General features: G+C 49.7%; 30 protein-coding genes. 16 read left to right on the plus strand and 14 right to left on the minus strand.

Going from position 1 to position 26258, the window contains the following annotated elements; translation table 11 throughout:
- Positions 1-106: 106 nt before the first annotated feature.
- Together B5D63_RS07650 and B5D63_RS07655 are read left to right on the plus strand one after the other, a co-directional pair.
- Complete coding sequence (locus B5D63_RS07650; protein ID WP_078668123.1) at positions 107-1144, plus strand: sensor histidine kinase; 1038 nt, start codon at positions 107-109, stop codon at positions 1142-1144.
- Positions 1137-1814 (plus strand): LytR/AlgR family response regulator transcription factor, encoded by a 678-nt coding sequence (locus tag B5D63_RS07655; RefSeq protein ID WP_078668124.1) that lies wholly within the window; start codon positions 1137-1139, stop codon positions 1812-1814. The genes B5D63_RS07650 and B5D63_RS07655 overlap by 8 nt, the downstream gene beginning before the upstream one ends.
- A gap of 305 nt (positions 1815-2119) precedes the next feature.
- Here B5D63_RS07655 and B5D63_RS07665 read toward each other — a convergent pair whose 3' ends face one another.
- The 5 genes from B5D63_RS07665 to B5D63_RS07685 form a co-directional block, all read right to left on the minus strand.
- Positions 2120-2512: a RidA family protein gene (locus tag B5D63_RS07665; RefSeq protein WP_078668574.1), complete on the minus strand. Its 393-nt coding sequence runs from the start codon at positions 2510-2512 to the stop codon at positions 2120-2122.
- Positions 2513-2625: 113 nt separating this feature from the next.
- Entirely contained in the window at positions 2626-3195 is a 570-nt protein-coding gene (locus B5D63_RS07670) for a Crp/Fnr family transcriptional regulator (RefSeq protein ID WP_078668126.1), read from the minus strand.
- A 104-nt stretch (positions 3196-3299) separates the two neighbouring features.
- Positions 3300-3746: a GNAT family N-acetyltransferase gene (locus B5D63_RS07675; RefSeq protein WP_078668127.1), complete on the minus strand. Its 447-nt coding sequence runs from the start codon at positions 3744-3746 to the stop codon at positions 3300-3302.
- 34 nt (positions 3747-3780) lie between these two features.
- Positions 3781-4521: a YggS family pyridoxal phosphate-dependent enzyme gene (locus tag B5D63_RS07680; protein WP_078668128.1), complete on the minus strand. Its 741-nt coding sequence runs from the start codon at positions 4519-4521 to the stop codon at positions 3781-3783.
- Complete coding sequence (locus B5D63_RS07685; protein ID WP_078668129.1) at positions 4518-5240, minus strand: AAA family ATPase; 723 nt, start codon at positions 5238-5240, stop codon at positions 4518-4520. The genes B5D63_RS07680 and B5D63_RS07685 overlap by 4 nt, the downstream gene beginning before the upstream one ends.
- A gap of 244 nt (positions 5241-5484) precedes the next feature.
- On the opposite strand from B5D63_RS07685, the gene B5D63_RS07690 reads away from it, so the two are divergent.
- Complete coding sequence (locus B5D63_RS07690; protein WP_078668130.1) at positions 5485-6162, plus strand: class I SAM-dependent methyltransferase; 678 nt, start codon at positions 5485-5487, stop codon at positions 6160-6162.
- Here the strand turns inward: B5D63_RS07690 and B5D63_RS07695 are convergent.
- The gene (locus tag B5D63_RS07695) at positions 6159-6710 is read right to left on the minus strand and encodes a hypothetical protein (RefSeq protein ID WP_078668131.1); all 552 of its coding nucleotides are present in this window, start codon (positions 6708-6710) and stop codon (positions 6159-6161) included. The genes B5D63_RS07690 and B5D63_RS07695 overlap by 4 nt on opposite strands.
- A 202-nt stretch (positions 6711-6912) precedes the next feature.
- Between B5D63_RS07695 and B5D63_RS07700 the strand changes: the two genes are divergently transcribed.
- Together B5D63_RS07700 and B5D63_RS07705 are read left to right on the plus strand one after the other, a co-directional pair.
- The gene (locus B5D63_RS07700) at positions 6913-7428 is read left to right on the plus strand and encodes a GNAT family N-acetyltransferase (protein WP_078668575.1); all 516 of its coding nucleotides are present in this window, start codon (positions 6913-6915) and stop codon (positions 7426-7428) included.
- Between the two features lie 216 nt (positions 7429-7644).
- Positions 7645-9315, plus strand: a complete 1671-nt coding sequence (locus tag B5D63_RS07705) for a glycosyl hydrolase family 28-related protein (RefSeq protein WP_159455929.1) — start codon at positions 7645-7647, stop codon at positions 9313-9315.
- Positions 9316-9495: 180 nt separating this feature from the next.
- On the opposite strand, the gene B5D63_RS07710 is transcribed toward B5D63_RS07705, so the two are convergent.
- Positions 9496-10983 carry a S8 family serine peptidase gene (locus B5D63_RS07710; RefSeq protein WP_078668133.1) on the minus strand — a complete coding sequence of 496 codons (1488 nt, stop codon included), beginning with the start codon at positions 10981-10983 and terminating at the stop codon, positions 9496-9498.
- Between the two features lie 286 nt (positions 10984-11269).
- On the opposite strand from B5D63_RS07710, the gene B5D63_RS07715 reads away from it, so the two are divergent.
- Together B5D63_RS07715 and B5D63_RS34955 are read left to right on the plus strand one after the other, a co-directional pair.
- Entirely contained in the window at positions 11270-11776 is a 507-nt protein-coding gene (locus tag B5D63_RS07715; protein WP_078668134.1) for a GNAT family N-acetyltransferase, read from the plus strand.
- Positions 11777-12052: 276 nt separating this feature from the next.
- The gene (locus tag B5D63_RS34955; protein WP_159455930.1) at positions 12053-12202 is read left to right on the plus strand and encodes a hypothetical protein; all 150 of its coding nucleotides are present in this window, start codon (positions 12053-12055) and stop codon (positions 12200-12202) included.
- A gap of 177 nt (positions 12203-12379) precedes the next feature.
- Here B5D63_RS34955 and B5D63_RS07725 read toward each other — a convergent pair whose 3' ends face one another.
- Complete coding sequence (locus B5D63_RS07725; RefSeq protein ID WP_159455931.1) at positions 12380-14818, minus strand: SEL1-like repeat protein; 2439 nt, start codon at positions 14816-14818, stop codon at positions 12380-12382.
- A 123-nt stretch (positions 14819-14941) separates the two neighbouring features.
- On the opposite strand from B5D63_RS07725, the gene B5D63_RS07730 reads away from it, so the two are divergent.
- The 3 genes from B5D63_RS07730 (at position 14942) to B5D63_RS35265 (ending at position 16192) form a co-directional block, all read left to right on the plus strand.
- A complete protein-coding gene (locus tag B5D63_RS07730; protein ID WP_078668137.1) occupies positions 14942-15304 on the plus strand; it encodes a DUF4180 domain-containing protein in 363 nt (120 codons plus the stop codon).
- Between the two features lie 199 nt (positions 15305-15503).
- Positions 15504-15920: a DUF3592 domain-containing protein gene (locus B5D63_RS07735; RefSeq protein WP_078668138.1), complete on the plus strand. Its 417-nt coding sequence runs from the start codon at positions 15504-15506 to the stop codon at positions 15918-15920.
- Between the two features lie 134 nt (positions 15921-16054).
- Positions 16055-16192, plus strand: a complete 138-nt coding sequence (locus B5D63_RS35265; RefSeq protein WP_200816929.1) for a hypothetical protein — start codon at positions 16055-16057, stop codon at positions 16190-16192.
- 93 nt (positions 16193-16285) lie between these two features.
- Here the strand turns inward: B5D63_RS35265 and B5D63_RS07740 are convergent, their stop codons facing one another.
- From B5D63_RS07740 to B5D63_RS07750, 3 genes are all read right to left on the minus strand, one after another.
- Positions 16286-16573 carry a thioredoxin family protein gene (locus tag B5D63_RS07740; RefSeq protein ID WP_078668139.1) on the minus strand — a complete coding sequence of 96 codons (288 nt, stop codon included), beginning with the start codon at positions 16571-16573 and terminating at the stop codon, positions 16286-16288.
- Positions 16574-16663: 90 nt separating this feature from the next.
- A complete protein-coding gene (locus B5D63_RS07745) occupies positions 16664-17629 on the minus strand; it encodes a helix-turn-helix domain-containing protein (protein WP_078668140.1) in 966 nt (321 codons plus the stop codon).
- Between the two features lie 4 nt (positions 17630-17633).
- A complete protein-coding gene (locus tag B5D63_RS07750) occupies positions 17634-18305 on the minus strand; it encodes an ArsR/SmtB family transcription factor (protein WP_078668141.1) in 672 nt (223 codons plus the stop codon).
- 85 nt (positions 18306-18390) lie between these two features.
- Here B5D63_RS07750 and B5D63_RS07755 point away from each other — a divergent pair, with 85 nt between their 5' ends.
- Positions 18391-19101, plus strand: coding sequence for an ATP-grasp domain-containing protein (locus B5D63_RS07755; protein WP_143312804.1), 711 nt, complete (start codon positions 18391-18393; stop codon positions 19099-19101).
- An 18-nt stretch (positions 19102-19119) separates the two neighbouring features.
- On the opposite strand, the gene B5D63_RS07760 is transcribed toward B5D63_RS07755, so the two are convergent.
- Positions 19120-20310 carry a TCR/Tet family MFS transporter gene (locus B5D63_RS07760; RefSeq protein WP_200816930.1) on the minus strand — a complete coding sequence of 397 codons (1191 nt, stop codon included), beginning with the start codon at positions 20308-20310 and terminating at the stop codon, positions 19120-19122.
- A gap of 280 nt (positions 20311-20590) precedes the next feature.
- Here B5D63_RS07760 and B5D63_RS07765 point away from each other — a divergent pair, with 280 nt between their 5' ends.
- Positions 20591-20857, plus strand: coding sequence for a GNAT family N-acetyltransferase (locus B5D63_RS07765; RefSeq protein WP_078668143.1), 267 nt, complete (start codon positions 20591-20593; stop codon positions 20855-20857).
- 8 nt (positions 20858-20865) lie between these two features.
- Here B5D63_RS07765 and B5D63_RS07770 read toward each other — a convergent pair whose 3' ends face one another.
- Positions 20866-21207 carry a hypothetical protein gene (locus B5D63_RS07770; protein ID WP_078668144.1) on the minus strand — a complete coding sequence of 114 codons (342 nt, stop codon included), beginning with the start codon at positions 21205-21207 and terminating at the stop codon, positions 20866-20868.
- 152 nt (positions 21208-21359) lie between these two features.
- Between B5D63_RS07770 and B5D63_RS07775 the strand changes: the two genes are divergently transcribed.
- Positions 21360-22010 (plus strand): sigma-70 family RNA polymerase sigma factor, encoded by a 651-nt coding sequence (locus B5D63_RS07775; protein WP_078668145.1) that lies wholly within the window; start codon positions 21360-21362, stop codon positions 22008-22010.
- A 56-nt stretch (positions 22011-22066) separates the two neighbouring features.
- Here the strand turns inward: B5D63_RS07775 and B5D63_RS07780 are convergent, their stop codons facing one another.
- Positions 22067-22519, minus strand: coding sequence for an SRPBCC domain-containing protein (locus B5D63_RS07780; protein WP_078668146.1), 453 nt, complete (start codon positions 22517-22519; stop codon positions 22067-22069).
- A 365-nt stretch (positions 22520-22884) separates the two neighbouring features.
- Between B5D63_RS07780 and B5D63_RS07785 the strand changes: the two genes are divergently transcribed.
- Genes B5D63_RS07785 through B5D63_RS07795 form a run of 3 tightly spaced genes read left to right on the plus strand, consistent with a single transcriptional unit; the run spans position 22885 to position 26241 of the window.
- On the plus strand, positions 22885-24306 hold the full coding sequence (locus B5D63_RS07785; RefSeq protein ID WP_078668147.1) for a hypothetical protein: 1422 nt from the start codon (positions 22885-22887) through the stop codon (positions 24304-24306).
- 10 nt (positions 24307-24316) lie between these two features.
- Positions 24317-24760 carry a hypothetical protein gene (locus tag B5D63_RS07790; RefSeq protein WP_078668148.1) on the plus strand — a complete coding sequence of 148 codons (444 nt, stop codon included), beginning with the start codon at positions 24317-24319 and terminating at the stop codon, positions 24758-24760.
- A 2-nt stretch (positions 24761-24762) separates the two neighbouring features.
- The gene (locus tag B5D63_RS07795; RefSeq protein WP_078668149.1) at positions 24763-26241 is read left to right on the plus strand and encodes a fimbrial protein; all 1479 of its coding nucleotides are present in this window, start codon (positions 24763-24765) and stop codon (positions 26239-26241) included.
- Positions 26242-26258: the final 17 nt, after the last annotated feature.

The following is a 26258-nucleotide window of genomic DNA, read 5'->3' on the forward strand; positions in this document are numbered from 1 at the left end:
AACAGACGACAGGTTCCGGTCAACAAACGGCAAGGTTCCGTCAAGCAGGGCCGGTAATTAGGAGATAGGAAAATATTTATCGACATTTATCCTGTCAAACAACAAGATGAAAATACGATCCCGCATACGCCGCTATGAACTGTACCGCTGGCTGATACCGCTCTTCCTGCTGCTAAACATATTACAGGACCTGGTGGAAGGCGCTGGTGATTTTCCCCTGCGGGTGGTGAATGAAACCTGGCTGGCCTTCTTCGTGTCTGTGGTCAGCTACCGGCTGCTGGAACATACACTACCCAAACTGGGATGGAAAAATGCCCTGTACAGCTTCTTCATCTTGCTGGCCTACGTGCTGGCCTATTCTATAGGTCTGTTGTTGTGGCGCTACCTCGGTATTACGCTGCATATCTTCACCCCGCTGGGCAAACCGGTACCGGTGGAAGACCGCCTGGGCATCCTCATTGGCTACAGCATAGGGTCGTTGGTGTTCTTCGCTGTTGTCAGGCATCTGTATAATTACATCCAGCTGAAACAACACGCCCAGCAACTGCGCATTGCCAGCCAGCAGGCGGAACTCAATTACCTGAAATCCCAGACCAACCCGCATTTCCTGTTCAATACGCTGAACAATATCTATTCGCTGGCGCGCGACAAGTCAGACCTGGCCCCGGAGTCCATCCTGCGGCTGTCCAAGATGTTGCGGTATATGCTCTATGAAACCAGCGAACCTTATATCGCGGTGGAAAAAGACCTGAAAATCATCGATGACTACATCGCCCTGGAAAAGCTGCGTTATGACGATTCACTGCGGATCAATTTTAACCATGACCTGGAAGACGCGAAACAGTCCCTGCCTCCGTTGTTGCTGATACCGCTGGTGGAGAACGCCTTTAAACACGGAGCTTCTGAAACAAGGGAAAACCCTTTCGTAGATATTCATCTCACCATAAAAAACAGGCAATTGTTTTTTGTGGTGAAAAATTCTACCGGCGAACCGGCCGGAGAAGGAAATTTCAGCCCGCAGATCGGCCTTTCCAACCTGCGGCGGCAGCTGGAACTGCTGTATTCCGACTATCAGCTCGATGTGAAAAAGGGAGACTATGTTTTTACTGCTACCTTAAAAATTAACCTGGCAAGCCATGTCTAAAATTAAATGTATCGTTATAGAGGACGAGCCGCTGGCCGCAAAAGTGCTGACCGACTACATCTCGCAGGTGCCTTTCCTCGAACTGCAAAAGGTGTGTAAAGATGCCCTGCAGGCATCGGAGTTTTTGATGCAGCAGGAAACCGACCTGATGTTCCTCGATATTCATCTGCCTAAACTCAAAGGCATGGCTTTCCTGAAAACGCTCGTCAACCCGCCGGCGGTGATCGTAACGACGGCTTATCACCAGTATGCCGTAGAAGGGTTTAACCTGAATGTGACGGATTACCTGCTGAAACCCTTTGAGTTCGAGCGGTTCCTGACGGCGGTAAACAAGGTCAGGGCCGATCAGAAGCGGACAGCCGGCGATGAGCGGGATTATATTTTCGTGACAGTGCAAAAACGCCGGGTACGTATTCCGTTCTCGGAGATACTGTACGTCGAAAGCCAGCGGGAGTATATCCGTATTGTGACCACCAGACAGGAGCATGTCTCTAAAATGAGCACCAACGAGATCGAAGAACTGCTGCCTTCCCATACGTTCAAAAGGGTGCACCGTTCTTTCATTGTATCCGTCAGTAAAATAGAGTCTTATACCGCCGAAGCGATTTCGCTGCATGGCGTGTCCATACCGATAGGCAGAGGGTATAAAGATGTGATAGACGACCTGTAAGGAAAAAGATACTGGTTTACCGGTATAAAAAATACACATTTTGCAGGTATTTCCCCACTGCCACCTTTGATGAAGCTGCCGTAGCCTGTCTGGCATCCGCAGCTTCACCAGCCTGGAAGAATTCGGTTTTTATGACAACAACGTCCGGGATGCCGACCTGCAGGGAATGCCCAAACTGCGGGCAGTATTCTGTTATGGCAATCTTCACCTGGTAATTTGCATTTAGAGATTTTTTGATTTGCGATTTCCTGATTTAGAGGACGTGCAACGCATATCAAATCAGGAAATCGCAAATCAAAAGATTCCTACCTGACTACGGTGGCTTCAAATTCTATATTAAGCGTTTCAAAAAGCGCCTTTACCTCCATGAGCGTTACCGCCGTCTGCACGCCATGTTTCGCAGCCCATTCCTTATACAGCTCAAAGCAGGTATTGACAAATGTTTCGGAAGAGGTGGTGTAAACCGTCAACCGAACGATACCGTTGCAGGCATAGCCGGCTTCGCGGACCACCTGCTCCAGGTTTTGCAGCGCCAGCAGCAGCTGGGTGGGCATATCGGCATCGGACGACGTGCCGTCCGGATGTACTGCTGCCTGTCCTGCACAGTAGAGGGTGCCGGTTACCTGTTTAACTTCCACGGCTTGTACATAACCGCGTTCGTCCTGCCATTTCCATGGGTTTGTGATTTTCTTTTCCATTGTGATCGTTTGAGGTGGGATGCTGCATGCGTCCCGGTTAAAAAAGTACCCTGCAAAGGTGGCCAGGGCGGCTTTCTTTTTGTGTGACAAACCTCACAATTTTGAAAAGAGGGTTAAGAAGAGGGCCCAAGCCTGCTGAGCGTTTCGCGGGATACGCCGAGGTAAGACGCCAGCAATGTTTTAGGTACCCGCTGCAGCAGCGCGGGATAACGTTGTAATAATTGCTCGTAACGTTCTTTGGCATTGGAGGTTAGGAAAGACAGGATGCGCCGTTGGGAGCCTACATGGCCGGCGTTGGCTTTCTGCAGGAAAAAGTGTTCCATTTTCGGAAGCCCGCTGCATAGTTTCCGGTAATCTTGCAGTGTAAGGCAGTATAGCTCCGTGTTTTCGAGGCATTGCAGCGACATGCCTGCGGCGGTTTGAGAGAAGTACGCCTGGTAGTCGCTTTCCCACCAGTCTTCCATCGCAAAGGAAACGATGTGTTGTTTCCCGGTATCGTCATGATAGATGAGGGTTAAAAGTCCTGATACGACAAAATAGGAATACCGTACGCTTTCGCCCATCCGGAAAAGAAAAGTTTTCTTTTTAGCCTGCTTAACGGTGAAGTGGGAAAGCACAAAGGCAAACTCTTCATCTGACAGGGGAATTATTTTTTCTATATGTTGTCTCAGCTTTTCCTGCATGTGTCGGGAGATAGATGAGCCATAAAGATAAAAAATCCCCGACGGACGGAAAGAGCATAGTATTCCGGGGCAATGGATGCATTGCCCCGGAAATGGTTTGTCTCCTATGCCTTCCACCAGTTGTAATAATTGTGTTCGTTGTCCACTTCGAATCCTGTTTTGGGGTATAGCTGGTTGCCAATCACATTGGTCTTTTCTGTTTCCAGCAGCAGGCCGCAGGCGCCGGTTTCATCGCAGAAAGTTTTGCAGCGGTCGATGATCGCCACGGAGATGCCGCGGCCTCTGTAGTCGGGGTTGACAAACAGGTCGCTCAACAGCCACTGGCGCTGGAGCTTTTTGTAGTGAAACAGGGAATAGAGCTGCGCAAACCCTACAGCTTTCCCGTCTACGATGGCCAGGAAGGTATCGGATTCACCGTTGCTGATCCGTTCCTTTAAAAATGCTTTTCCCTTTTCGAGGTCTGAAGGCTGACGGTAAAAGATGCGATAACTGTTGAATAATTCCGCGAATTCATCGAGATGTTCCATCCCGGCTTTAACAATTTGTACCATTGCTTATGATTTAGTGTTTGAGTTATCTGTCGTTCTACCTTACGTTGACCGATTCGTTCCAGTAGTAGCTGTCGGGGGTGGGCCTTTGTCCGAATACGGCGGTGCCTACACGAACAATGGTGGCGCCTTCCTCAATGGCCGTTTCCATGTCGCCGCTCATGCCCATGGAAAGCTCGTCCATGGCCACACCGGGGATAGCGGCGGCGATAATCTGTTGTTGCAGAAACCTGAGCAGCCGGAAACACTGGCGGACTTTTTCGGTTTCTGCGCTCAGCAGCCCGATGGTCATCAGTCCTTTTATCTGCAGGGTGTCCAGGCGGGACACCTGTTCTGCCAGTTGCAGGGCGCCTTCCGGCGCGATGCCAAATTTGCTTTCTTCACCGGAGGTGTTCACCTGTATCAGCACGGTCATTTTTTTTCCTTCCAGTTGTAGCCGTTGATGCAGTTTCTCTGCGAGGTCGGGACGGTCCAGCGACTGCAGGCAGGTGACATCATGCTTCAGCAGATCTTTTATTTTATTGGTTTGGAGGTGACCGATGAAATGATTTTCATGGGGGACTGCTTTCAGGGCGTCGTATTTTTCTTTCAGTTCCTGGACCTTATTTTCTGCGATGAGCGTATGTCCTGTTTCCAGTGCCGTTTTGATACGGTCTGCCGGGACTGTTTTGGTGGCGAGCAGGAGTTTTACGCTATCGGCGCTTCGCTGGCTGCGGGCGCAGGCTTGTTGTATCCTGGTGTTGATTTGTTGAAGGCGGTCTGCAATTTCGGTGGTCATACGTCCACATGGTTTGTTGTTGACTCCAGCCGGGCGATCAGTGCAGCTTTTACCTGGGTGAAAACATCATCTTTGGCTTCTGCGAAGGAGATGCCTGTTTTGCGTTCGATATGCCGCATGTGCTCCGGAAAGCGGGCCAGCAGGGTGTCGTAATAAGTATTTAATGCTGCGGTGGAAGGCATCTCAAAGGGTATATTGAGCTGAAACCTTCTGAGCAGTGCTTTGTCAATGATCTCCACATGGTTGGTGGCGCAGAGCAGCAGGGCGTTTTCCGGGAAATAGTCCATCAGCTGTATCAGTGTGTTGACAAGGCGCCTCATTTCTCCCACGTCGCGGTCGTCGTTGCCGCGGGCTTTGCCAATCTGATCAAATTCATCGAGGAATAAAACGGCTTTTTCGCGGGCGGCTTTATCGAAGACGGCTTTGATGTTTTGGGAGGTCTCGCCGATGCGGGCGCAGATGATATTGCTGAGGTTCAGGATAAACAGCGGCTTACCCAGCGCCTGCGCGATGGCTTTGGCGGTAGTGGTCTTTCCACAGCCGGAGGCGCCATGCAGCAGTATTTTATTGTTGACCGGGAGCCTGTATTGCTGTAGCGCTTCTACATAATAGTGTTCCTTTATCAGCTGTTCAATGGCTTTCCGCTTTTCTTCGTGCAGAAACACTTCTTCGAGGCGGGTGGCTTCTTTATCCGTGATAATAAGATCGTAAATATTCATGGCGGCTGGTTGTTTTTTAAGTGGACGGGATCACTCCTGACGGCGCCGGACCATCGGAAGTGTGTTATGGCAGGTTGTGAATAGACGTCCCAAAGGTACGGTGTCCTGCGTTACCGTCTGACGGCTTATGTTTTGTTACACAAAGGTACCGGCTTACTGGTGGATGCAGGTGGTCCAGATTCCATAAAAATGGCTGGTCCAGTCTGCGAAAAGAGGTTAACTTAGCTATCACAAAGCTTCCGCCATGAGTCATACTTCCCGCATCATCGCTTCCTGGCATGCTAATGCAGACCAGTGGATTGCCACTATCGACCACGCAGAAATTGCCTCGCGGACGTTGGTCACCAACGAGGCCATTGTAAGCACGGTGATGGAATATTCTCCAGGCTCCATACTGGATATCGGGTGCGGAGAGGGGTGGCTGACACGCGCTTTGTGGGAGCGGGGCCTGAAAGCTTCCGGTGTGGATGCGGTAGCGGCGCTGATTGACAATGCGAAGCAAAAAGGGGGCGGTACCTATGCCGTAGCTGGTTTTCAGGACATCGCCAGCGGCGCTTATGTGGTGGAGGAGATGTTTGCTGCTGCGGTCATTAATTTCGCGCTGCTGGACAAGGAGGATACGGAAGCCTTGCTGAAAAACATCCGCAGGGTGGTGACTGCCGGTGGACTGGTGTTTATCCAGACCCTGCATCCGCTGGTGATTGCCGGGCAGGAGCCATATGTGACCGGGTGGAAGGAGGGCAGCTGGAACGGCATGAAACGGGCGTTCGTACAGCCTTATCAGTGGTATTTCAGAACGCTGGAAGATTGGTCCCGGTTATTTGCAGAAGCGGGGCTGACGGTTAAACAGATAAAAGAACCGGTGCATCCGGAAACGAAAGCGCCGGCATCGGTGATATTTGTGCTGGAGGTAATGGTTTAGAAAAAGATATTGTCCCGGTTGCAATGCCAGCCCGGGTCCATAGTGGTGCCCATGCAGGAGCCCATGTAATAGATATTCCCCACGATAGGGCTGAAGGTAACTTTCCCGTTTTTTTCCACGATTTTGGTGACCTTCGGCGCGATGCCGCTGTTGAGGATCACTCTCGTTTCGTCGCTCTTGTTGCACTTGGGGCATAAGGTTTTGCCGGCCGCGTCCTGCTGCACAGGCGCCGGAAGTACCAGCGTAATCCGGACGGTGTCGGAGGCGGCTGTGAGATCGACGGTTTTCAGATAAGCGTTAGCACTGATGCCCAGGCTGCTATACAGCACATCTACCTGTGGAGGTGTACTACCGGGAAAGGAGTAGGTGAAATTTCCCTGGTTGTCGGTAACTGTTTTGCCCACCACTTTCCCTTTGTCTTTCAACAGCAGCTGGAGTGCAGCAGTGGAATATGTTTGAGGTTTGTCTGTAATGATGTTGCCGGTAATTACTTTTTTACCTGGAGGTGCGGGCAGCAGCAGGAGTGTTAACAAAAGCTGGTAGATCATATGTGAAGTTGATAGGTCAAATATACCGAAATAAATTTTTCGTACCTTCGTTGGATGCTGGATATTGTAATCGCGTAGTTGCCGGCCCTCCGCCGGTAATTACATACGCCCCGGGCAACGCCCGTTTTTTAAATAAAATATTTATAAACACCTGAATGGCATGGTTGCTCAAATCATGCTACAGGAAAACTATTATCCGGCAATGAATACAAACAATTATATCATCAGAAAAGAAAGACAATCCGATATCCCGCAAATCCATGCTGTCACAAAGGAGGCGTTCCTCGTGGCAGAACATGCCAGCGGCACGGAGCAACTGATCATCCGGGCGCTGCGCAACAGCGGCCGGTTAACCTTATCGCTGGTGGCGGAAGAGCGCGGTATGATTATCGGTCACGTGGCGATTTCGCCGGTGGCGATATCTTCCGGAGAAGAGGGATGGTATGGGCTTGGTCCGGTATCCGTGATGCCGGACCGGCAGGGCGCCGGTGTGGGCTCAGCCTTGATCCGCGCGTCACTCGATGAATTGCGGCAGCTGTCCGCCAAAGGCTGCGTAGTGTTAGGTGAGCCTGCTTATTACGGCAGGTTTGGCTTTAAGGCAGACGCGCGGTTGCTTTATCCCGAAGCCCCGCCGGAATATTTCCAGGTGCAGGCTTTTGAGGGGACGGTCCCCACGGGCGCAGTGCAATATGATGCGTCGTTTTACGTAACGGAATAACGGAACAATAAAAGAGGCTGTCCCATACTTTTGGGACAGCCTCTCCTATTCAGGTGCCTGAAGGAACAGGAAGTTGTTTGATCGGTTCTCCGCGTCTTCTATTATTTGAGGCCACCCTCTTTTAGTTCAAAGATATTTTCTGCAATGCAGATACCCTGCGTACCATCGGGAGAATTTTGTAGTGGAAACCTGATTCCTTCACCAAAATATTTTCCTATGACATTTCAGCATCTTTCAGCATTGAGAAGTTATCCCAATCCAATTCCCAACGAGGTATACCACCTGTTAGGCTACTACACTCCCGGAGATGGAGGCGGAGGAGATTTTTACTGGGACAGTGCCGCCACCGGTGGAGATAACACTGGTATGGTGTTCCAGTCAACGCAATCGTCTACCGGACGTTGGAAAAGACTTTACAGTGATCCGGTCAATGCCAGATGGTTTGGCGCAAAAGGGGATGGCGCCACAGACGACACCCAGGCGCTGCAGGCAGCACTGAACTTTGTGGCCAACAGCGGGAAAAGCCGCACGTTGCTGATCCCGGATGGTGTATACAACATCACCTCTCAATTATTCGTGCTTGACCAGACACATATTACCGGGTCAGTCAACTACAAAACCATCATCAAAAAAACGACAAATACGGCCACTAACTATCCCTCTCCCAGACCGGAAGACATGTACAATGTAGATGCTATTATGTGCATTGTTCAGCCTTCATATGGTCCTTATGCCTACCAGAATAACGTAGAGAACATCCGGCTAAAGGGTGAAGCTCCCAACAAAAATCAGTACGGCTTATATTATCCACGGACCAATCATACCCGTTTAACAAAAGTTGAGGTCGAAAATTGTATTAACGGTTTTTATACAAAGGACAGCTGGCAATGCGAGCACATTGCCTTGGTAGCAACCCGCTGTGATCACGGATTTGTATTTGCCCCCACCACTCCGAAAAGCGGCACCGGCACTTCCTGCACCTTTGTACGCTGCTGGGCGTCCGGATGCCGGCTGAGCGGCTATAACATCAGGAATCTTTATTACACTTCATTCTCAGACTGTGCGTGTGATCATCTGACCAACAATTCCTATTCTACCGATGGGGTTATTCCAACTGCCTATTATTTTGAAGGATGCGATGGTATTACCTTGATGAGTTGCGGGCTCGAATCCGGTATCTGCCAGGCCATCCATCTGAAAAATACAAAGGCCTTTAGCCTGACAGGCTCATTTCATTCTTTCCCGCCGATATCCACTGTTTTTAATGACGCCACTGCGGGCCTGTTAAAATTCGAAAATTCTGTAGCCGCCTTCAGTGGATATCTGCTGTATACAGAATCGTTGCAAGGCACCAATATGTCAAATATTTATGCCACGACGTCTCAGGTCAGTTTTACCAACAGCATTTATACCCTGCCATACGGGAAGACATTTATCGACAATGATTCCACAATAATTGATCTGGGCGGCACATCATCGCACCTTTACAATCCAACTACAACACCGGTAGCAAACCTGACGGCTGCCGTTATCAGTAAGCATATAAGGGTGCCGGACCTGGGCGCCAAAGGACTGGCCTATGTCAGCATGCCTGCGAAAGCCGTTATCAGGAGTATTCGTTTCAGTGCATTGAATACTACCAATACCAGTAGCTTCAAAATATTGGTGGGGTATAATGCTACAGATAAAAATTCCTACTATGGGATAGTAAACTGGCCTTTCCCCGCAGATCAATATGTTCAACTAGCGGTATCTCCCGGTAAATCCAGAAAACCAGCTACCTTGTCCAACGGAGAAGGCTGGGTGCTTTTTGTGAGCACTGATCCATTGCAGCTTGCTGCCGGCGCCGGCCTGGTGTTTGAAGTAGAATATGTGATAGAAAATTAATCAGATGCATTTAAATCACGGCCAGCAAGGGGTAGAGAAAGATTAATCAATTTTTCTTAGAATATACTGCCGTATAAAATTGAAGCAGCCGCCTCTCGCTTTGTAATGCCCCCAAAAAGCTGAACACTTTTTGGGGGCATAGTAGCTTAGGACGATTTCTTTTTATTCTGCCGAAGATGATCAATTTCTTTTCGCGGTGGCAGACAATCCTGTTGCCAGCAACGATTCAATGGCAGCTTTTATATTGGGTAGTGGTCCTATGTGGCCGCCGGTGCCCTGCGGTGTACCGGTATTGATCAGGAGGTTCCGGATGGCTGCCGGTGACAATACGGTGCCATTGTGTGCCTTATACCACGATTGCACCGCCACTACTGCGGAGGCGACGATCGGGGTGGCGGAGGAGGTGCCTGCAAAATCCTTGGAGTAGGTAGCATTGATGCCGCCGTTATACAGGGAGCCGTACCCGGCGCTGACTACGGTCCAGTCTCCCCAGCCCTGCAGATGTACTTTACTGCCATAGGAGGAGAAGCTTGCTTTGTTTCGTTGTGACCTGGTGCCTGCGCCAACAATGATAGCGCCGTTGTCGCCCCGGGCGCGGTAACTGGCGTAATAGGCGCCGTCGAGGTCCTGGTTGCCGTTGCCGGCGGCAGCCACGATGATGATGCCGGAGTCGGTGGCTGTTTTGGTGATGTCCCACACGGCCTGGTTAAAATCGGCAGGTACATACTGCCCGCCCTGGCCGCCGGTCTGCATTTCATACAGGAACACATCGCCCCGGCGCAGCCGCTGCAGTCCGGCCGCAATACCTGCCGGTCTGCCGCTGACCCGTTCTGAGATGACGTAACAACTGTCGGCGCCGTATACCATGCCGGTCACGCCGAAGCCATTGTTTTTCGCCATCAGGATACTGGCAACTGCGGTGCCATGGTCTTTGAACTGATCGTCCGGTGGCGGCAGTACCTCACGGATGCGGGAGCCGGTCAGGTCTTCATGGTTTTTGTTGTACCCCCATTCAATGTCGGCGATACGGATACCGGCGCCGGTTACACCGATAGACCAGGCGTAGGCGGCGTTGATGCCGCGCACGCTGGGATCGGAGGCATCGACGTCGTTTTTGTAGTACTGCTGGCTGCTGAAGTCTGGCGTGGGCGGCGGCGGTGGTGTTACCGGTTCCATCGCTGCATACTCTACGATGTCCAGCTGTTCAAAAGCATTGGCGAGTTCCAGTACAGCTGCGGGAGACAAGCCCGGAGCTTCTTTTACGTACAGCAGTCCCCTGAAAGCATAACGATCGAACAGGCCGGGGGCAGGTGCGGCCTGACGTCCCTGCTTCATCGCCGTTTTCTCTTCGGGGCTGAGCGGGATGGCCTGTTCGTATGTGTATGCCTGTACGTTACCCGCATTGCGGCTCCACGTTTTGGCCGTCGCTGGCGTCTGTCGTGCAGCGAACACGGGTTGATTTTTTTCAATGTCCCTGATGGCGGTGGCTTTGAATTTGACGAGCAGCCGGTACTCATGGACACCCGGTAGCAGCTGATTCTGGCCTTTCAGGCCAATGGAAGGGGAAGTGTTTTCTGTGGGTTGACTGGCAGGCAGTTCCTGCGCTTTCTTGGTACACGCGGCCATAGTGAGGCCCACGGCGAGGATGAAACATAGACGCGTTTTCATGTTGGTTTTTTTTATAGGTTGACAAATAAAAAAAGACAGGATTATCCGCACTGGCTACATACAGCGGGGCTTATCAGGATTGTTCACCGTACAGATATGGTTACCTGACAGTTGTCGATATATTGATGGCGGTAATGAAGTATAGTGTACCTTTAACAGCGGTTGGTTGGTGTTGAAAAATCTGTATTGATCTGACGGGTTATAATGAGTCTGTCGTTACGATCATGAATATACGGAATTCCGGTCATCTGCCAATCACTATGGTCTATAAAAAACAAACGTAAACATGCCTGCTTTATATGAAGACGGGGGTATCCTCGTTCGTGAATTTTTGCCGGATGAACTGGATGTGTTCCTGGTGTTATTTGAAGATCCGGCGGTGACACAGTACCTGCCGGTAGTTAGCCCCGAACGTTACAGGGAGTTGTTCCAGACAGCGCAGGAGGATTATCGTAAAGGACTGTTTGGCCGCTGGGGTATCTGGGACGTTGCTTCCGGCGACTTCATCGGGACTTGTCTGGTACGGCCATTTGTGGAGGTGCCGGACCAACTGGAAATCGGTTATACGTTGGCGCGGGCCTACTGGGGGAAAGGCATTGCCACTACTGTCGCTAAAATGCTGGTGGACTACTGTTTTAACCAAACGGTTGTAAAAGAGGTGGTAGCGCTGACGGACCTGGATAATGTTGGTTCACAAAAGGTGCTGCTGAAAGCAGGCTTCAGCCGCTCGCCGCGTAATATAAGAAGGGAGGGAGAGGAACTGGCGTATTTCGTCATACATCGTCCTGCGTAATTGCCGTTTATTGCAGTGTACGGCGACATGCTAATCGTTCCGGCCTCCGCGTCACGAAACGGGCGATATCACAACACAGTTGTAGAAGCACTGCAACAATGGAGACTCTTTTTGATGGGCCTGCCATCACTCACGCGACAGCGTAAACGAAAATAAATAACATTGGTATTCAGTGGGATAAGGGGGAGCAGGCATGCAAGGGGCCGTCTCCTCTGGCATGGATTGGGAAAATCTGTTCATAAAGCGACGATCATTTCTAACCTTAAATTTTTTGTTATGAATAAAGACAAAGAAAAGGACATTGATCAGCAATCAAATCCATCTTTTACCAAGGAAGATTTATTGGGCAAGCAGGAGCAGTCAGAACCAGCGGAACAGCAGGGACTGTTGCTGCTATGGGAGTTTCTTCATTCCTGCATTGCCTGAGAAAGAAACATACCGGGCTGTTTGTGGGGCAATGGGTCGCCCCGCTCTTGTTGTTTGGCATTTATAACAAGATCGTTAAAACACAGGGACATGACTGACAGATGGGGAAGGGTTATGTTCTTTGGAACGATGTTGTTATAAGATCAGGGCCGCCTTTCAGCCGCGGCCTTGTGTTTGTTATTCAGGAATATCGAGTCCGGCGTCGAGGGCCTGTTGTTCGTATTTCTGTGCCATAGCTTCATCTTTTACATCCTCGTTGTATAGATACATCCGGCGTAGTTCCAGCGTGGCATCTTCCATGCCGAAGTCTATTGCTTTCATATAATGTGAAAGCGCTTTGCGCGGGTCGCCTTTTACGCCCTGGCCCAGTTCGTATAGCCGTGCCATATTAAAAGCGCAGTAAGCGTCTTTGTTTTTTATGCCGCTGCGATAAGCATCGACCGCGCTTTTATAATCTTCTGTCGCTTCTGACAGCGTGCCCACGTAGTTGTAACAGTCGATCCCAAACCGGCTTGCATATACGAAATGTTTCAGCGCCAGCTGATCGTCTTTGATTACTTTGACACCTTCATAATATAACACCCCGAGGTTGTAGTGCGCATGGGGGATATGCTGGGAGGCTGAATGGTGGTACAGTTCCAGCGCCTTGCGGATGTCAGGGGAGGTGCCGATGCCGTGCTGGTAGCAGTTGCCCAGCCCGTTGGCGGCATGCGGGGAGCCGGCGGCCACACCACGGGAGTACCAGTCGAAAGCAGCTATGTCATCAACATAACCCTCAACGGTCTCGTGGATAAAGCCGAGGTCGTTCATCGCATCTTTCTGGCCCTGGGCAGCAGCGGCTTTAAACAGGCGGATGGCTTCGTCGTATTGTTGGGCCTCCAACGCCTTGTCTCCCTGCTCATACAGCATGTCGGCAGGAAGTTCGTCACCGGCCAGCGGAAGGAGAGCCGCTACCAGCTCCTCTGTATAACGGTAACGGTTATCCTTGAGATGCGTAGCGATGGCTGCAGCTGTGAGAGGAGTAACCTTGCCTTCGTGATTAATGGTGAAAGCGCTTTCCCCGTTAACAGCAATGGTTTCCCACTCGTTGGTATTATGCCAGGTGAAATCCCGGGAGATGATATCATATACCGGCGGTATCAATATATTGTACTGTGCAACAAACAGTCCTTCCTTGCCTTGTTGTGTGAGCAGGCAGGTATATCCTTCTGTCAGTTCAATGTTGACAGGAGACAACGGGACTACCCAGCCTTTATACGCGGAATAGATACCATACTGCCTGCCCTGCCGGGCGATGACGGCGCCATTCATCACTGCTTCCAGTTCATCATATTGGACAGGTAGCAGTTCTTTGCCTTCCATGGTAAAGAGGCCGCATTGTTGTTTGGGTTTGCGACGGATGTATATAAAAATGGAATCGCCCAGGCAGGTGCCGCCCCAGCTGACTTCGTCGATGCTGTCGTCGCCGATGCGGGTAAAGTGCGATGTATAGTAGTGTTTGATGTTCGTGTCGAGGTGGCGGGCGGCGATGATTTTCGCATCCAGGAAGTTATGCTCTTCTATGTCTTCTGCGAAGGCAAAGGGCAGCAGCTGATTACCTGCCGCGTCCACAACGCCGTGGCGGCCATTGCGGGCCACAATAAAACGTAACGGCGCATCGGAAAGATACAGGACATCGTCGTAACCAGCATCTGGCAGCGGGTTGCCGGGGAGTACGATGTAGCACAGGTCGCCGCATTTTACGATCGCCCGGCCGTATTGCACGTCGTAGGCCATGTCATACGCCAGCCCTGAAACGAGGCGCCCTTGCCGGTCTGCGTATCCCCACTTATTGTCCCGCCGCACGAGGGCGAAGTTTTCATTCTCCGGGAAACTAAATACTTCATCATACTCGGCGGGGACCACCACGTTGCCCTCTATTTTGAGGCCGACAAGGCCATTTTCAGAGAACGTTTCCTGGCCGGAGGTGTCTTCATAAGGCTCGTAGTAACCGGACCGGATAACGTCCCAGCCATGGCCATAAACGCTGCAGCTGAAAAATTCCCGGAAGCTGCCGAATCGATAGGGGTTGTCCTGCACGTCAGGACACTCGTTGAGCAACAGCGGGTCATTGGCGGCGATGGCCGCTTCGATGGCGGCGTTGGTAAGCCGGATATCTTCCAGTAGTTCTGCGGCCTGTGTTTCATGCGGCTCGTCGCTCATATTAAACACATCCCAGGCGTCGAGATGGAAGCCGTCATTCACGATTTTTGTATCGAGGAAGTTGAAGATATTTTGTTTGTCCACCCGGAAGGCCTCGGGGTTGTCGGTCAGCCTGGCGGCATGGGTATCGATAAAATCGTAGAACCTTTTCAGCGCGGCAATACCCTCCGGAGCATGGGCGTAGATACCGCCGGCCTGCCCGTTATACGCGGGTGTGCCCAGATACGGTCTGCCGGAAAATAAAGGATGCAGGAAAAAGGGAAACTCATATTTCCATTCCATCATGGCAATGCTGTTGGGGTCATCATTGCCGATAACCGGCAAAAGGCTTTCCAGCGACCCGTCGGCCGGCATCTCCGGGACCGGGCGGTTTACTTCGTTGTTCAGGTTGTAGAGGTAGATACGGTGCGACATGACACAATCATTATTTTTTCTTTCGGCCATGGTGGCCTGTCGGTTAACAAACAGGCAAGTTGGCGTATTTTAGGGCATCTTCCAAAAAAAATCTATCTTGGCCACTGTTAAAACCGAAATAAGATGACCCTGGCTATTCACGAAACCGGCAATGTACGCGTAGCAGAAGTAATTTCAGACGATATCCTGGTCCATAATCCCGACGAAGCCCTGCAGCTGATTGTCGATGTTTATTACCAGGATTTCGACAAGATGATTATACACGAAAAAAATATTATCCCCGATTTCTTTGACCTGAAAACCGGTATCGCCGGCGAGGTGCTGCAGAAATTCATTAACTACAAAATGCGGGTAAGTATTGTCGGGTCTTTCGAAAAATACCCCGGCAAAAGCATCCGTGATTTCATCTATGAAAGCAATAAAGGAAGCCATGTGAACTTTATGTCAACGGTTGAACTGGCGGTAGAGAAGATGGGGAAGGCATAGAGAAACGATAGCAAAGTTAAATACCTTCCATTGGAGCTGAACTACTATAAAGTACCATACAAAAATAAATGATAAAGGTGACTACCGGTTAGATGACAACTTGTAAACGATAAAGAGCTACGATGGAATTTTACGAATAAGTGTTTAGATGCTGATTGGATGATGAATACTTGTTTGAATTAAGGAGGTAACGTTACCCATGAATAATCAAACCGCCAATATTTTACATAGAATAAATCGGTCACTCCCTTATCTTTTCTTTGGCGCGTTGATTTGTATGGGTATCGGTTATTGGATAATGCAGTATAGATTGAAGCAGCATTATGTACTGACTGTAGGGACAGTATTGGAGTACAACATTAATTCCAGAGGCCCTGGAGGTACGGTAAAGTATGCTTACAAGGTAAAAGGCAAATTGTATTATAGCAGCAATCCATACCCTGAGATTCACCGCTCAGGAAAAGATAGCATTGTTGGCAAGCAATTCCCGGTTGCTTATGATACTGCAGATGTAGACAACAGTCGGATATTAATTACAACTAAAAGGTTTAAAGAATTTTCTATTCCCTTCCCCGACAGTCTGCTTTGGATCGAAGATTATGAAACCGATTGGTAACATTTCCCTTAACACTAAATAACACTCCACACCCCACTCTGGCACGCTTTTATCATTATTACCCCTAAAGGAACCTTTACCGCTGCAGGGTTGAAGGGAGCCGCCAATACATCACAACAAAAAGCTTTACGACGATGAAAACATTAAAATTTCTCGTCCTGGCGTTGGTGTTGGTAGGGGGATTGACCAGCTGCCTGGTAGTCCATGACCGGCCGGGATATTATCACCGCCCGCATTACCATCACCATCACTACGGACATTGGTACCGATGACAAACATCAAAGGGGACACCGCGACCGGTTCCCCTTATTTAACCACCTTTTTTCTTATGCTTTTCTGAATAAACAGAAACCAACCATTGATAATTATAGCTTGCCTGACAGCGCTGTTCCCAGCGCTGTCTTTAATTCATGCTCAGACATTACGCCGGTATGGCGCCATATTTCCTGGCTATCCTGCATCAGCACGAGGGTGGGCACTGCCATAATATGAAAACGGCCTGCCAGATCTTCTTCCTGGTCAATATCAATACGGCTGACACGGAGCTGATCGCTCATGGTTGATTCCACCGCGTTAACGATGGGGGTCAGTACTTTGCAGGGATAACACCAGTTGGCGAAGAACTGCAGTAAAGTGGCGTGTTGCTGGCTCATATCGTCTCGTTTTTATACCAGCAAAATTAGGGAGGACTGGTGGCGGAAGCATTACACGTTCCGCCGGACTTTTAGTACAAACGGCGGTTTTTAAACGCCGTCGTGCCGGTGCCCGTTGCGGTACTGTAATGGAGTAACGCCTGTTTGTTTTTTGAAGAACCGGCAAAAATAGGACTGGTCGGCAAAGTTGAGATAATTGGCAATACCGGCGATGGTCTCGTTGCCTTGAATGAGCTGTGCTTTGGCTTCGGTGATCAGCTGCCGGTGGATGAAACTGCTGGCCGGGCTACCCGTAATTTCTTTGACGGTGTCGTTCAGGTGATGCGGATTCACGAACAGCAGTTTGGCGTAGTCAGTTACCAGTTTGTATTCCTGGAAATGTTTGGAGACGAGGTTTTTAAACGAGGCGACGAGCTGCTCTTTGCGGGGCAGGTGCGGGTCGTTGTCGCCCTGTTGTGACAGGAATATCCTTTCGGTTTCTATCAGCAGTACGTTAAGGTACAGTCTTACCAGCAGGTCGTCATTGAAAGTCTGCCGGTTGCAGTGCTCTTGCCGCAACTTGCTGAACAGCCCGGCTACCAGCGCGGATTCTTCGGAAGAGAGGCGGATAAACGGTTTTTTGTCGTGCTGGAAAAAAGGGTACTGGTGTAGCTTAACCTGATTTTTAAGACAGAGCAGAAAGTAGTCAGCATCAAAGATGCAGTGATAACCTTGCACATCGTCGCTCCAGTGGTGAATGGCATGCAACTGGTTCTCCGGGATGAAATAGAGCATTCCGGCATCGAAGGTGTAGGTGTTGTAGCCGATGGTTTCCTGTACGCTGCCGGCTGTCAGCAGTACCATGGAATAAAACTTACGGCGGGTGCCGGAAAACGTTTCGTTTTTGTGCAGTCGCTTCAGCTGTTCCAGTGTGGCGATCTCGAGAAAATTGCTGGTCTGTTTACGGGCAGTAGTATCACAGGCCTCGCAGAAAGAGTGCTCGGGGCTGGACAGGTATTCCTGTTTAAAATCGTACGGGTTGCTGACTTCCCGGAAAGTATTTTTCAGATAACTCATCTCCTTACATTGTCATGGTGGTAGGGTACCCTTTGAGGGCCCAATCCTTGTATCCGTCATCAAATTTTCTGGCTTTATAGCCTTGTTGTTTAAGCAGGGTGACTGCTTCTTCCACCAGCATACAGAGAGAGCCGCGACAATAGGCTACGATCTCCTGTTTTTTGGACAGCTCGCGGATGCGCGCCTGCAGCTGGTCCAGCGGTATGGAGATGGCACGGTGTATGTGTCCGCGGTGATATTCATCTTCCGGCCTTACATCCAATACAATGACATCGCCGGCATGTACTTTCTCCAGCAGTTCTTCGGCGCTGACGGCGTCACCGTTATGATAACCCTTGCGGTAATCGTCGATCGCTTTTTTCACTTCGGTGTTATGCGTCATGCCCAGCTCGCGCAGCGATGCCCAGGCAGCGTATACGTTTTCGCCGGTCAACTGGTAGTAGATGTAATTGCCTTTGCGGCTGATGGCCACCAGTTGCGCATTTTTCAGCACCTGCAGGTGCTGGGAGGTGTTGGCGATGGTCATGCCTGTATAACGGGCGATGGTCTCTACGGTGAAAGGTCCCTGCGCCAGCAAATCAATGATTTCCATACGATGCGGATTGCCCAGCGCCTTCGCGGTTTTGGCCAGCTCCACATAAACGGTGTCTTTGAATTTTCTCGCAGTCGTTTTCATAAGCCACAAAAATACAGAAAATTCAACTATTCAATAAATTTATTGAATAGTTGAGGATGTGTTTGCTTTGCGCTATCTTACCTGGATGTTACCTGTGCTACTGATTCCTGAAAAAACAGATGTCGAACTGGAGGCTGTAGCCTCTGCCTGGACAAATAGAGGAGGTGATGTCCGCCGCCTGGGAAAATACTGGGTCCGTGAAGAGGCTATTGCCGGAAGGCCTGTGGCTATTTACGGCAACCAGGCTTTCGCTTTTGTCCTGGCGCAGTTGTATGGCGCTGAACTACTGTCGCCGGATGATACCCTGATCACCCGGTTGGACACCCGCTGGACACAGCGGACCATCACGCTGCGCGATGCCGGCGACTTGCGGGAAACCGACTTCCCCGTTTTTGTAAAGCCGGTAATACCTAAAATATTCAGGCCTGGCATCTTTCCTACACTGACCGATTTTCAGAACGTACTGGGCACGCTGCCCCCTGAAGAGGCGGTGATGGCATCTTCCATTGTCACGCCTATCACGGCGGAAGCCCGCTGTTTTGTACATAACGGGCAGATGCTGGACATCGCTCTTTATGAAGGCACGGCTGACCTGGCGACCGGATCTGCTTTTGTAAAAGACTTCCTGCAACATCATGTAGCTGACCTTCCTGCCGCAGTGGTTGTAGATATCGCCTGTTCTCCACAGACGGGTTGGTTTGTGCTGGAGTTCAACGCCTGCTGGGGCGCCGGACTTAACTCCTGTAACGCCGCCAAAGTAATAGAGGGCATCGTAGCAGCCACGGTGTCTGTCTGAAGCGATTACACGAAAAAATCACCGTGCTGTCTTCCTAAACCCTCTCAGCAGCAACAAAAGGCTGAAAAATGTCAGTATACCGGCTATCAGGTAGGGCATACCAGGGAAATACACCGGCGACGTGCGCGCAGTGGCCCAGGCGAAGCTGCTGGTCAGCAGCGGCGGGGCCAGCAACGTAGTGAGGCCCATCAGGCTGCCCAGCCCGCCCTGCAGTTCGCCCTGCTCATTATCTGGCATGGCGCCGGCGACAATGCTCTGCATAGCGGTACCCTGTATGCTGCCAGCGATGTAGATAACCAGGGCGGGCAACAGTATCCATTGCCATCCGGCGAAGGCAAACAGCAGAAAGCCGGTGATCATACACAACAAGCCGGTAACGGCCATCTGCCTGTCGCTGAGCCGTTTGGTGAGCACGCCCACCAGCCAGGTCTGGGAGATGATGGACAATACACCTACAAACGCCAGCGAATAACCCACCAGCAGATTACTCCACTTAAATTTTTCTATGGTGAAGAAGGCCCACACACTCTCCATACTATGGGTGGCGAAAGATACCAGCATCATGGAGAATATCAATGACTTTACCAGCGGAAACCGCACCAGGTGCTGCAGAGCGCCAAGGGGATTGGCCCGCTTCCAGTCAAAAGCCCGGCGATGCGCCAGGGGCAGCGACTCCGGAAAAAAGTAATATCCCAGCAGGAAATTGAGGAAGCTGAGCGCTGCGGCCACCATAAAAGGGGTGTGCGTACCCCATCGGCCCAGTGTGCCGCCAATCACCGGGCCGATGATGAAGCCGAGGCCAAAGGCAGCGTTGATCAGTCCATAATGACGGGTACGGTTTTCGTCGGTACTGATGTCGGCCACGCAGGCGGAAGCCACGGCGTAGCTGGCGCCGGTGATGCCTGCAATGGCACGGCCGGCGAACAGCCACGTTACATTGGGCGCAAAAGCGAGAAAGAGACAGTCAACGGAAAAACCCAGCAGGGAGGACAGCAGGACGGGCCGCCGGCCGTAACGGTCGCTCAGTCCGCCCAGTACAGGCGCAAAAATGAATTGCATGGCTGCATAGGCAAATGCCAGCCATCCGCCGTAGCGGGCGGCGGTGCTGATGTCTGCATGAAGCAGCTCACGGAGTAACTGCGGCAGGACCGGAAAAATCAAACCAAAACCAGCGGTGTCTATCACGACCACCAAAACAATAAATAACAAACGGGAACGGTAATACGCAGACTGCATCAGGATACAATAGCTAAAATATGAGAAATACACGGCCATGGAAACACGCCGCGTTAAACGATGGGCAGGAAGCCCGGAAAGTAAGTGGTTGATCAGTATCTCATGGGCGCAAAAATAACAGGAAATTACCTTCTCTCAAAAATATATCTTGTCATTGTCCACACCAGTGGGATATTCCATACCTTCAGGGCCATTATGGTCCAGGCAGCACATACCGATAAGGAAACGGTCGTCAGCATACTGACAGCCGCTTTTGCAGATAATAAAAGCGTTAATTACGTGGTCCGCCAGGGTCGCGGGAGGATGGTTCATCGGGGTATTGCCGGGTAAACAGCATCAGGGGACGGGCAGCCTGCTGCTCCGGCAACTCCTCGCAGACGGGCAACGCCCCGTGTACCTGGAAACATCGATGGTCGATAACGTCAACTGGTATACGAAAAGGGGTTTTGAAGTTTATCAAACCCTGCAGTTCGGGCATGGCAATCTGTACCTGTTGAGAACAAGTACCGCGCGTGCATGAAAAATCAATCAGTTTATCCGCGTGTCAACGGGAAAGTACCGTTTGTTTTTCTCTTCTCTCCATTTCACGAACATAATATGTTGTACAAACTCGAGGAACTGGTAGTCATCCACCAGCATACTTAAGGTGAGTCCATCCGGGGAACCGGTACTTTTTGTACGGGCCTGTTCATAACGGGTGAGTTTCTCCTGTAAGTTGGCGGTAAGGGATTTAACCAGTTCCGGGAAGACCTCGAAGGCTTCCTGCATAATACGTTGACCTTTAGGAGTTTGTTTCAGCTCCTGCAGGCGTTCATGGGTTAATGGTGGCAGGGATACGCCGGTCTGCTGGGATTTTTGGCCTGTCGTCATCGTTTTAGTTTGTGCTTTTATAGGTTAATCAGGTTAATAGTCAGGCTTTTATATGCCTTTCGATATGGATTAGAGTACAGATTTCATAAAAGGTTACAAAATGTTACCATTTTTTGTAACTTATTTTCACTTTAACCATCTAATAACTGATAATGAGTATCATTCAACCTATTGACACGCTTACTGACAATGAAATTATCGCCAGGGTGCTGGCAGGAGAAAAACGATTGTACGAGTTGCTGATGCGGCGCAATAACGCCAGTCTCTTCCGGATCGGGATGTCTTTCCTGAACAACGACATGGATGTGGAGGACGTGATGCAACAGACTTACATCAATGCCTATCAGCACCTGGAGAGCTTCCGGCAGGAAGCTGCTTTTGCTACCTGGCTCAAGAGGATTATGATCAATGAGTGCCATCAGCATCTCAAAAGGAGGCAGCACGCAGGCAGCGAGGATATTTCAACAGTGGAGCTAGGTCAGGATATTGCCAAAACTAGAACACCTGTGGACACTGTCATTAACAAAGAGCTGGGTGAAGTGCTGGAAAAGGCGCTGCTGAGTATTCCGGAAAAATACCGGGCCGTTTTCGTGCTACGGGAACTGGAACAGCTCAACGTGGCGGAAACCGCCAAAGTGCTGGACATCTCCCGGGTTAACGTCAAAGTCCGCCAGATCAGGGCCAAAATGATGTTGCGCGAACATATTTCCAACTTCTATAAAAATGATGTGGTCTTCCCGTTCCATCTTATCCGGTGCGACAGGGTGGTCAACAATGTGCTCCGCCAACTGGAGATTGAATAAAAAAATCTTTTTACAATGGAAGACCGGCACGCAGGGCCGGTCTTTTTTTGCCTCGCTTACGCCTCCATTTCCTCAAAAGCGCCTTTGCGCAGATGAATACCGTATTCAAGATATGCCTTCAGGCAGTCGAGGAAGTTGGTCCACCCGAAAGTATTTTGAGAGAACCATTTCAGCCCTTTCTCATCTAACGGAAGCGTTCCTTCGGTCACTTTTACGAGGGTACCGCCGTTTGGTGAAGGCGACAATATTATCTTCACCTGTGTGGTGTGCTGTGGGGCGCCTTCCCATTCAAAATGAATTTCTTTGTCTTTTACCACCTTTTTCACCGGAATATCGTAATTGACCGCTTCTTCGGCAAACCGCCATACCACCGTTTCTCCCTCCACCATGCGGCCGCTGCCGGAGGCAATAAAGTAGTTCCGCATTTTCTGCGGATCAACGATGGCTTCAAAAACTTCCTGCGGCGGTTTGGCTATCCGCATGGATGCGGAAATGATCAACGGTCCCATAAGATATGTTTTTAGAGGATGATAGGGTAAGTTACACCGTTATGCCCAGATTTTTTCTGAAGGTAAACGCCGTTTTCATGATAATTTCAGGGGTAATCCTGCAGAATGCCGACAGGCCTTATAGTTGACCGGTTCGCGAGGGGTAATGAATTAATTTTCAGGCAGCTGATTATATATTTAAAAAATATGACTATATTGCTGATAGAAAGACACTCAATTTAATCGCATCAGTTACAGCAGCTTGTGTAGATTGGCCCCCTGACGTATGTAGATTCCCGGACTTGATGATTATGCCCTATTGAAGAGACTAGTTCCCAATATTCCCGAGCAGCATCATATCATTCTTTTAAAATTAAGTTTACTCAATGTTGAAACTACCTAAAGTGATCAGTGTAGTATGTGGTTTTTTTTTCGTACTGGCAGCCTGCAAAAGTAATTCTGGTAGCCGGGAAAAGTACAGACCGGCGAAAGATAGCAGTGCTGACATCCAGGTGCCGGGCGGCACAAATATGGCACCCGCCACCTATAAGATATTCATCGAGAATTCGGGTAGCATGAATGGTTATGTGACCGTTAATTCTGCGTTTAAGAATGCGGTCATGGGTTTTATTACCGATCTTAAAACAAAGGATATTGCCAGCCAGCTTAATATCTATTATATCAATAAGCAGATTTGCCCACAGAAAGAAAATGCCCAGCCGAACGAAATAAAGTACTTTTTTCAGAACCTGAATCCCGTGAGTTTCAATGCCTCCGGATGCGGTACCACTACTTCCTATATCCCTGAAATTATCAAACGGGTAGCCGACAGCGTTAAAACAGATGTCAATGTGCTGATTTCAGACTTTATATTTTCCGATAGCGAAGGTACGTCCCCGGCATACCTGGAAGCTGCGCAGCACACCATAAAATTATACCTTGCAGAAGCGCTGATGTCCCAGAACTTCGCTACTGTTATTGTTAAGCTGAATTCAAACTTCGACGGTAAATATTATATAGAAAGTAAACGTCCTGCCGTCGCAGATTTCAGCGGACACCCCATTTCCCGCCCTTATTATATGGTGATTTTCGGGAAACCTGCGCAATTACGGCCGATGTTGGACAAGATAAATTTCGGCCAATACAAAGGCTATGAAAACAGCTGTTATCTGTTTCCCCCAGGGAAACAATCTATTGACGCCAAGATCGTACTGAATGATAAAATAGGACAGTTCCAGGCTTCTTTCCCCGCCACCAACCTGATGATCAACCATGCTGCCATGGGTAACGACAGAAATGGTGAGAAAGTATTTCAGTTCTCACTGGCCGCCAACCTGGACCATCTGAAAACCGATAAAAATTATTTACTGGATGTATCTCAATACGAACTGCCTGTCAACTACCGGCTGGTATCAGTAAAAGAAACGGGGCCTTTGGCAGGGCCAGGTCTGGAAGGATATACCCACCTGTTTACATTACAAACCACGGCCCTGCAACCCGACCAGGACGTATATCTCCGCCTGAAGCCCCGGCTGCCGGGCTGGGTAGAGGCTTCTTCAACCAATGACGATTCCAACCCGGCTGATACGCTGCAACAACATAAAACTTTTGGCTTCGCTTACCTCGTCAAAGGAATGTCTGATGCCTACACCAATCACTATGCTGATGCGGCACAGTTCGCACTTAAGGTAAAAGTCAGCAAGGACAATGCCGGTGGCCAGGGGACCCGGAGTGGATTTCCCTGGTGGATCATTGTTGCGATCGTAGCCTTGCTGGGAGTAGTGTTCCTGTTAAAAAGAAGATCATAAAAATATATGTATGGAATTTGTCATTGCCCTTTTTGAATCACTTGGCCTCTATTCTGATGCCAACGGCCTGGGAGAACATCTTCGTGGACTAGACCTCTCCTGTACCGGCTTTACCAGGACCTCCCTCTATAATCAGGTTTTTATCTGGCTTTTTGTCATTAATACGGTCGTTGTCGTGAATTACTACTATTTGTTTTTTAACAGACGTCCCTGGAACAAATGGTGGGTATGGCTGGTAAATGTGCTCGTCGCAGCGTTGATCGTGGCGTATATTGCTTATGCAATGCCTCATAACGACCTGGAAACAAATAATATTTGTCAGCAGTTGAGCGTGACCGATAATGACTGTGTCGGCTTTGCCACAGCGGCGGCCATCTATTCTGTGATATGGTCTTTTATCGTATCGCTGATTATCAAATGGAAAAGTGGTGTTAACAAAAAAGTTCCCTTCTGATTATGGCAAAACTCTTTCTTTTCGCAATTGGCGGCACCGGTTCCAGAGTGGTCAAGGCGCTGACGATGCTGATGGCTTCCGGGGTAGAAATCAAAAATACAGAAACGATTATCCCCATTATCATCGATCCCGACAGTGCTAACGGTGACCTTACCCGTACTGTCGACATTCTGAAACTGTATAAGGAAATCCGGGAGAAAGGGAGCTCTAAAGACACCGGTTTTTTTCAGGTGAAACTATCTTCTTTGGATGAGCTGGGTGACCAGCGTTTTGTATCCGATAATTTTAAGTTCGATATCGACGGCGTAAAAGAACAGCTGTTCAAAGATTTTATCGGTTATAGTGAACTCGACAGAAATAACCGGGCGTTTGCTTCGCTTTTGTTCTCCAAAGCCAACCTGGAGGCTGATATGGAAGTAGGGTTCAAGGGAAATCCCAATATCGGCAGCGTAGTGCTTAATAAATTCAAAGACTCGGATTTTTTCCGCAAGTTTGCTTCCAATTTTGAACAGGATGACCGCATCTTTATCATCAGTTCAATTTTCGGAGGGACTGGCGCCGCTGGTTTTCCCCTGATATTGAAAAATATCCGGGAAGCCCGCAGCCCTGTACCGCATCATCATTTTTTGCAACATGCCCGTATTGGCGCGGTGACAGTCCTGCCTTATTTCGGCGTCGATAAAAACGAACAAACCAGTATTGATAGCAATACTTTTATCTCCAAGACCAAAGCGGCTTTGTCTTATTACGCGAGGAACGTAAGTGGTAACAATTCCATCAATGCATTGTATTATATCGGCGACAAGGTAACCAACGATCAGAAAGGGGCCGATGGCGCCCATGAGCAGCGAAATAAAGCACACTTCATAGAGCTCGCAGCAGCATTAAGCATCGTCGATTTTATGGAATTGCCGGATGCCGATTTGCAGGTAGACCAGGGACGCGCTGTAGCCCCCCGTTTTTATGAGTTTGGTCTGAAGAATGAAACCCAGGCGGTCACGTTTGACGATATGGCCATGCAAACATATGACATCGTGGCCCGGCCGGTTACCTGTTACGCGCTGTTCCGCAATTTTATGGAATATCACTACGAGGAGATTTCACGTGACAGAGGCGAAGCCTGGGCCTCCAATGGTAATAACAAACTCGCTACTGCAGAGATGGATAGCCGTTACAAGGCAGCTATTCATATGTTCAATAAACATTTTGCCGAGTGGGTGGAAGAAATGTCAGGATCCAATGTGGCGTTCAGGCCCGTCAATCTGCAGAAGTCCGGCAAAGATCTCTATAACCTGGTCAATAATAAGCCTGCAAAGAAAAGTATGATGAAGTCGTTGTTCCATGGATCAGGGCTGGACAATTTTGTAGGGATACTGTCGAAAAAAGAACCCGAATTTGATCATCTGAAAAATACCCAGAAGCTGATGGCCTTGTTCTATCACGCTGCAGCAGAGGTGGCACAAAAAGAAATCGGTATTTAAAGTTATTTCAACCATAA

The organism is Chitinophaga eiseniae (genome assembly GCF_900167135.1).
GTDB lineage: Bacteria > Bacteroidota > Bacteroidia > Chitinophagales > Chitinophagaceae > Chitinophaga > Chitinophaga eiseniae.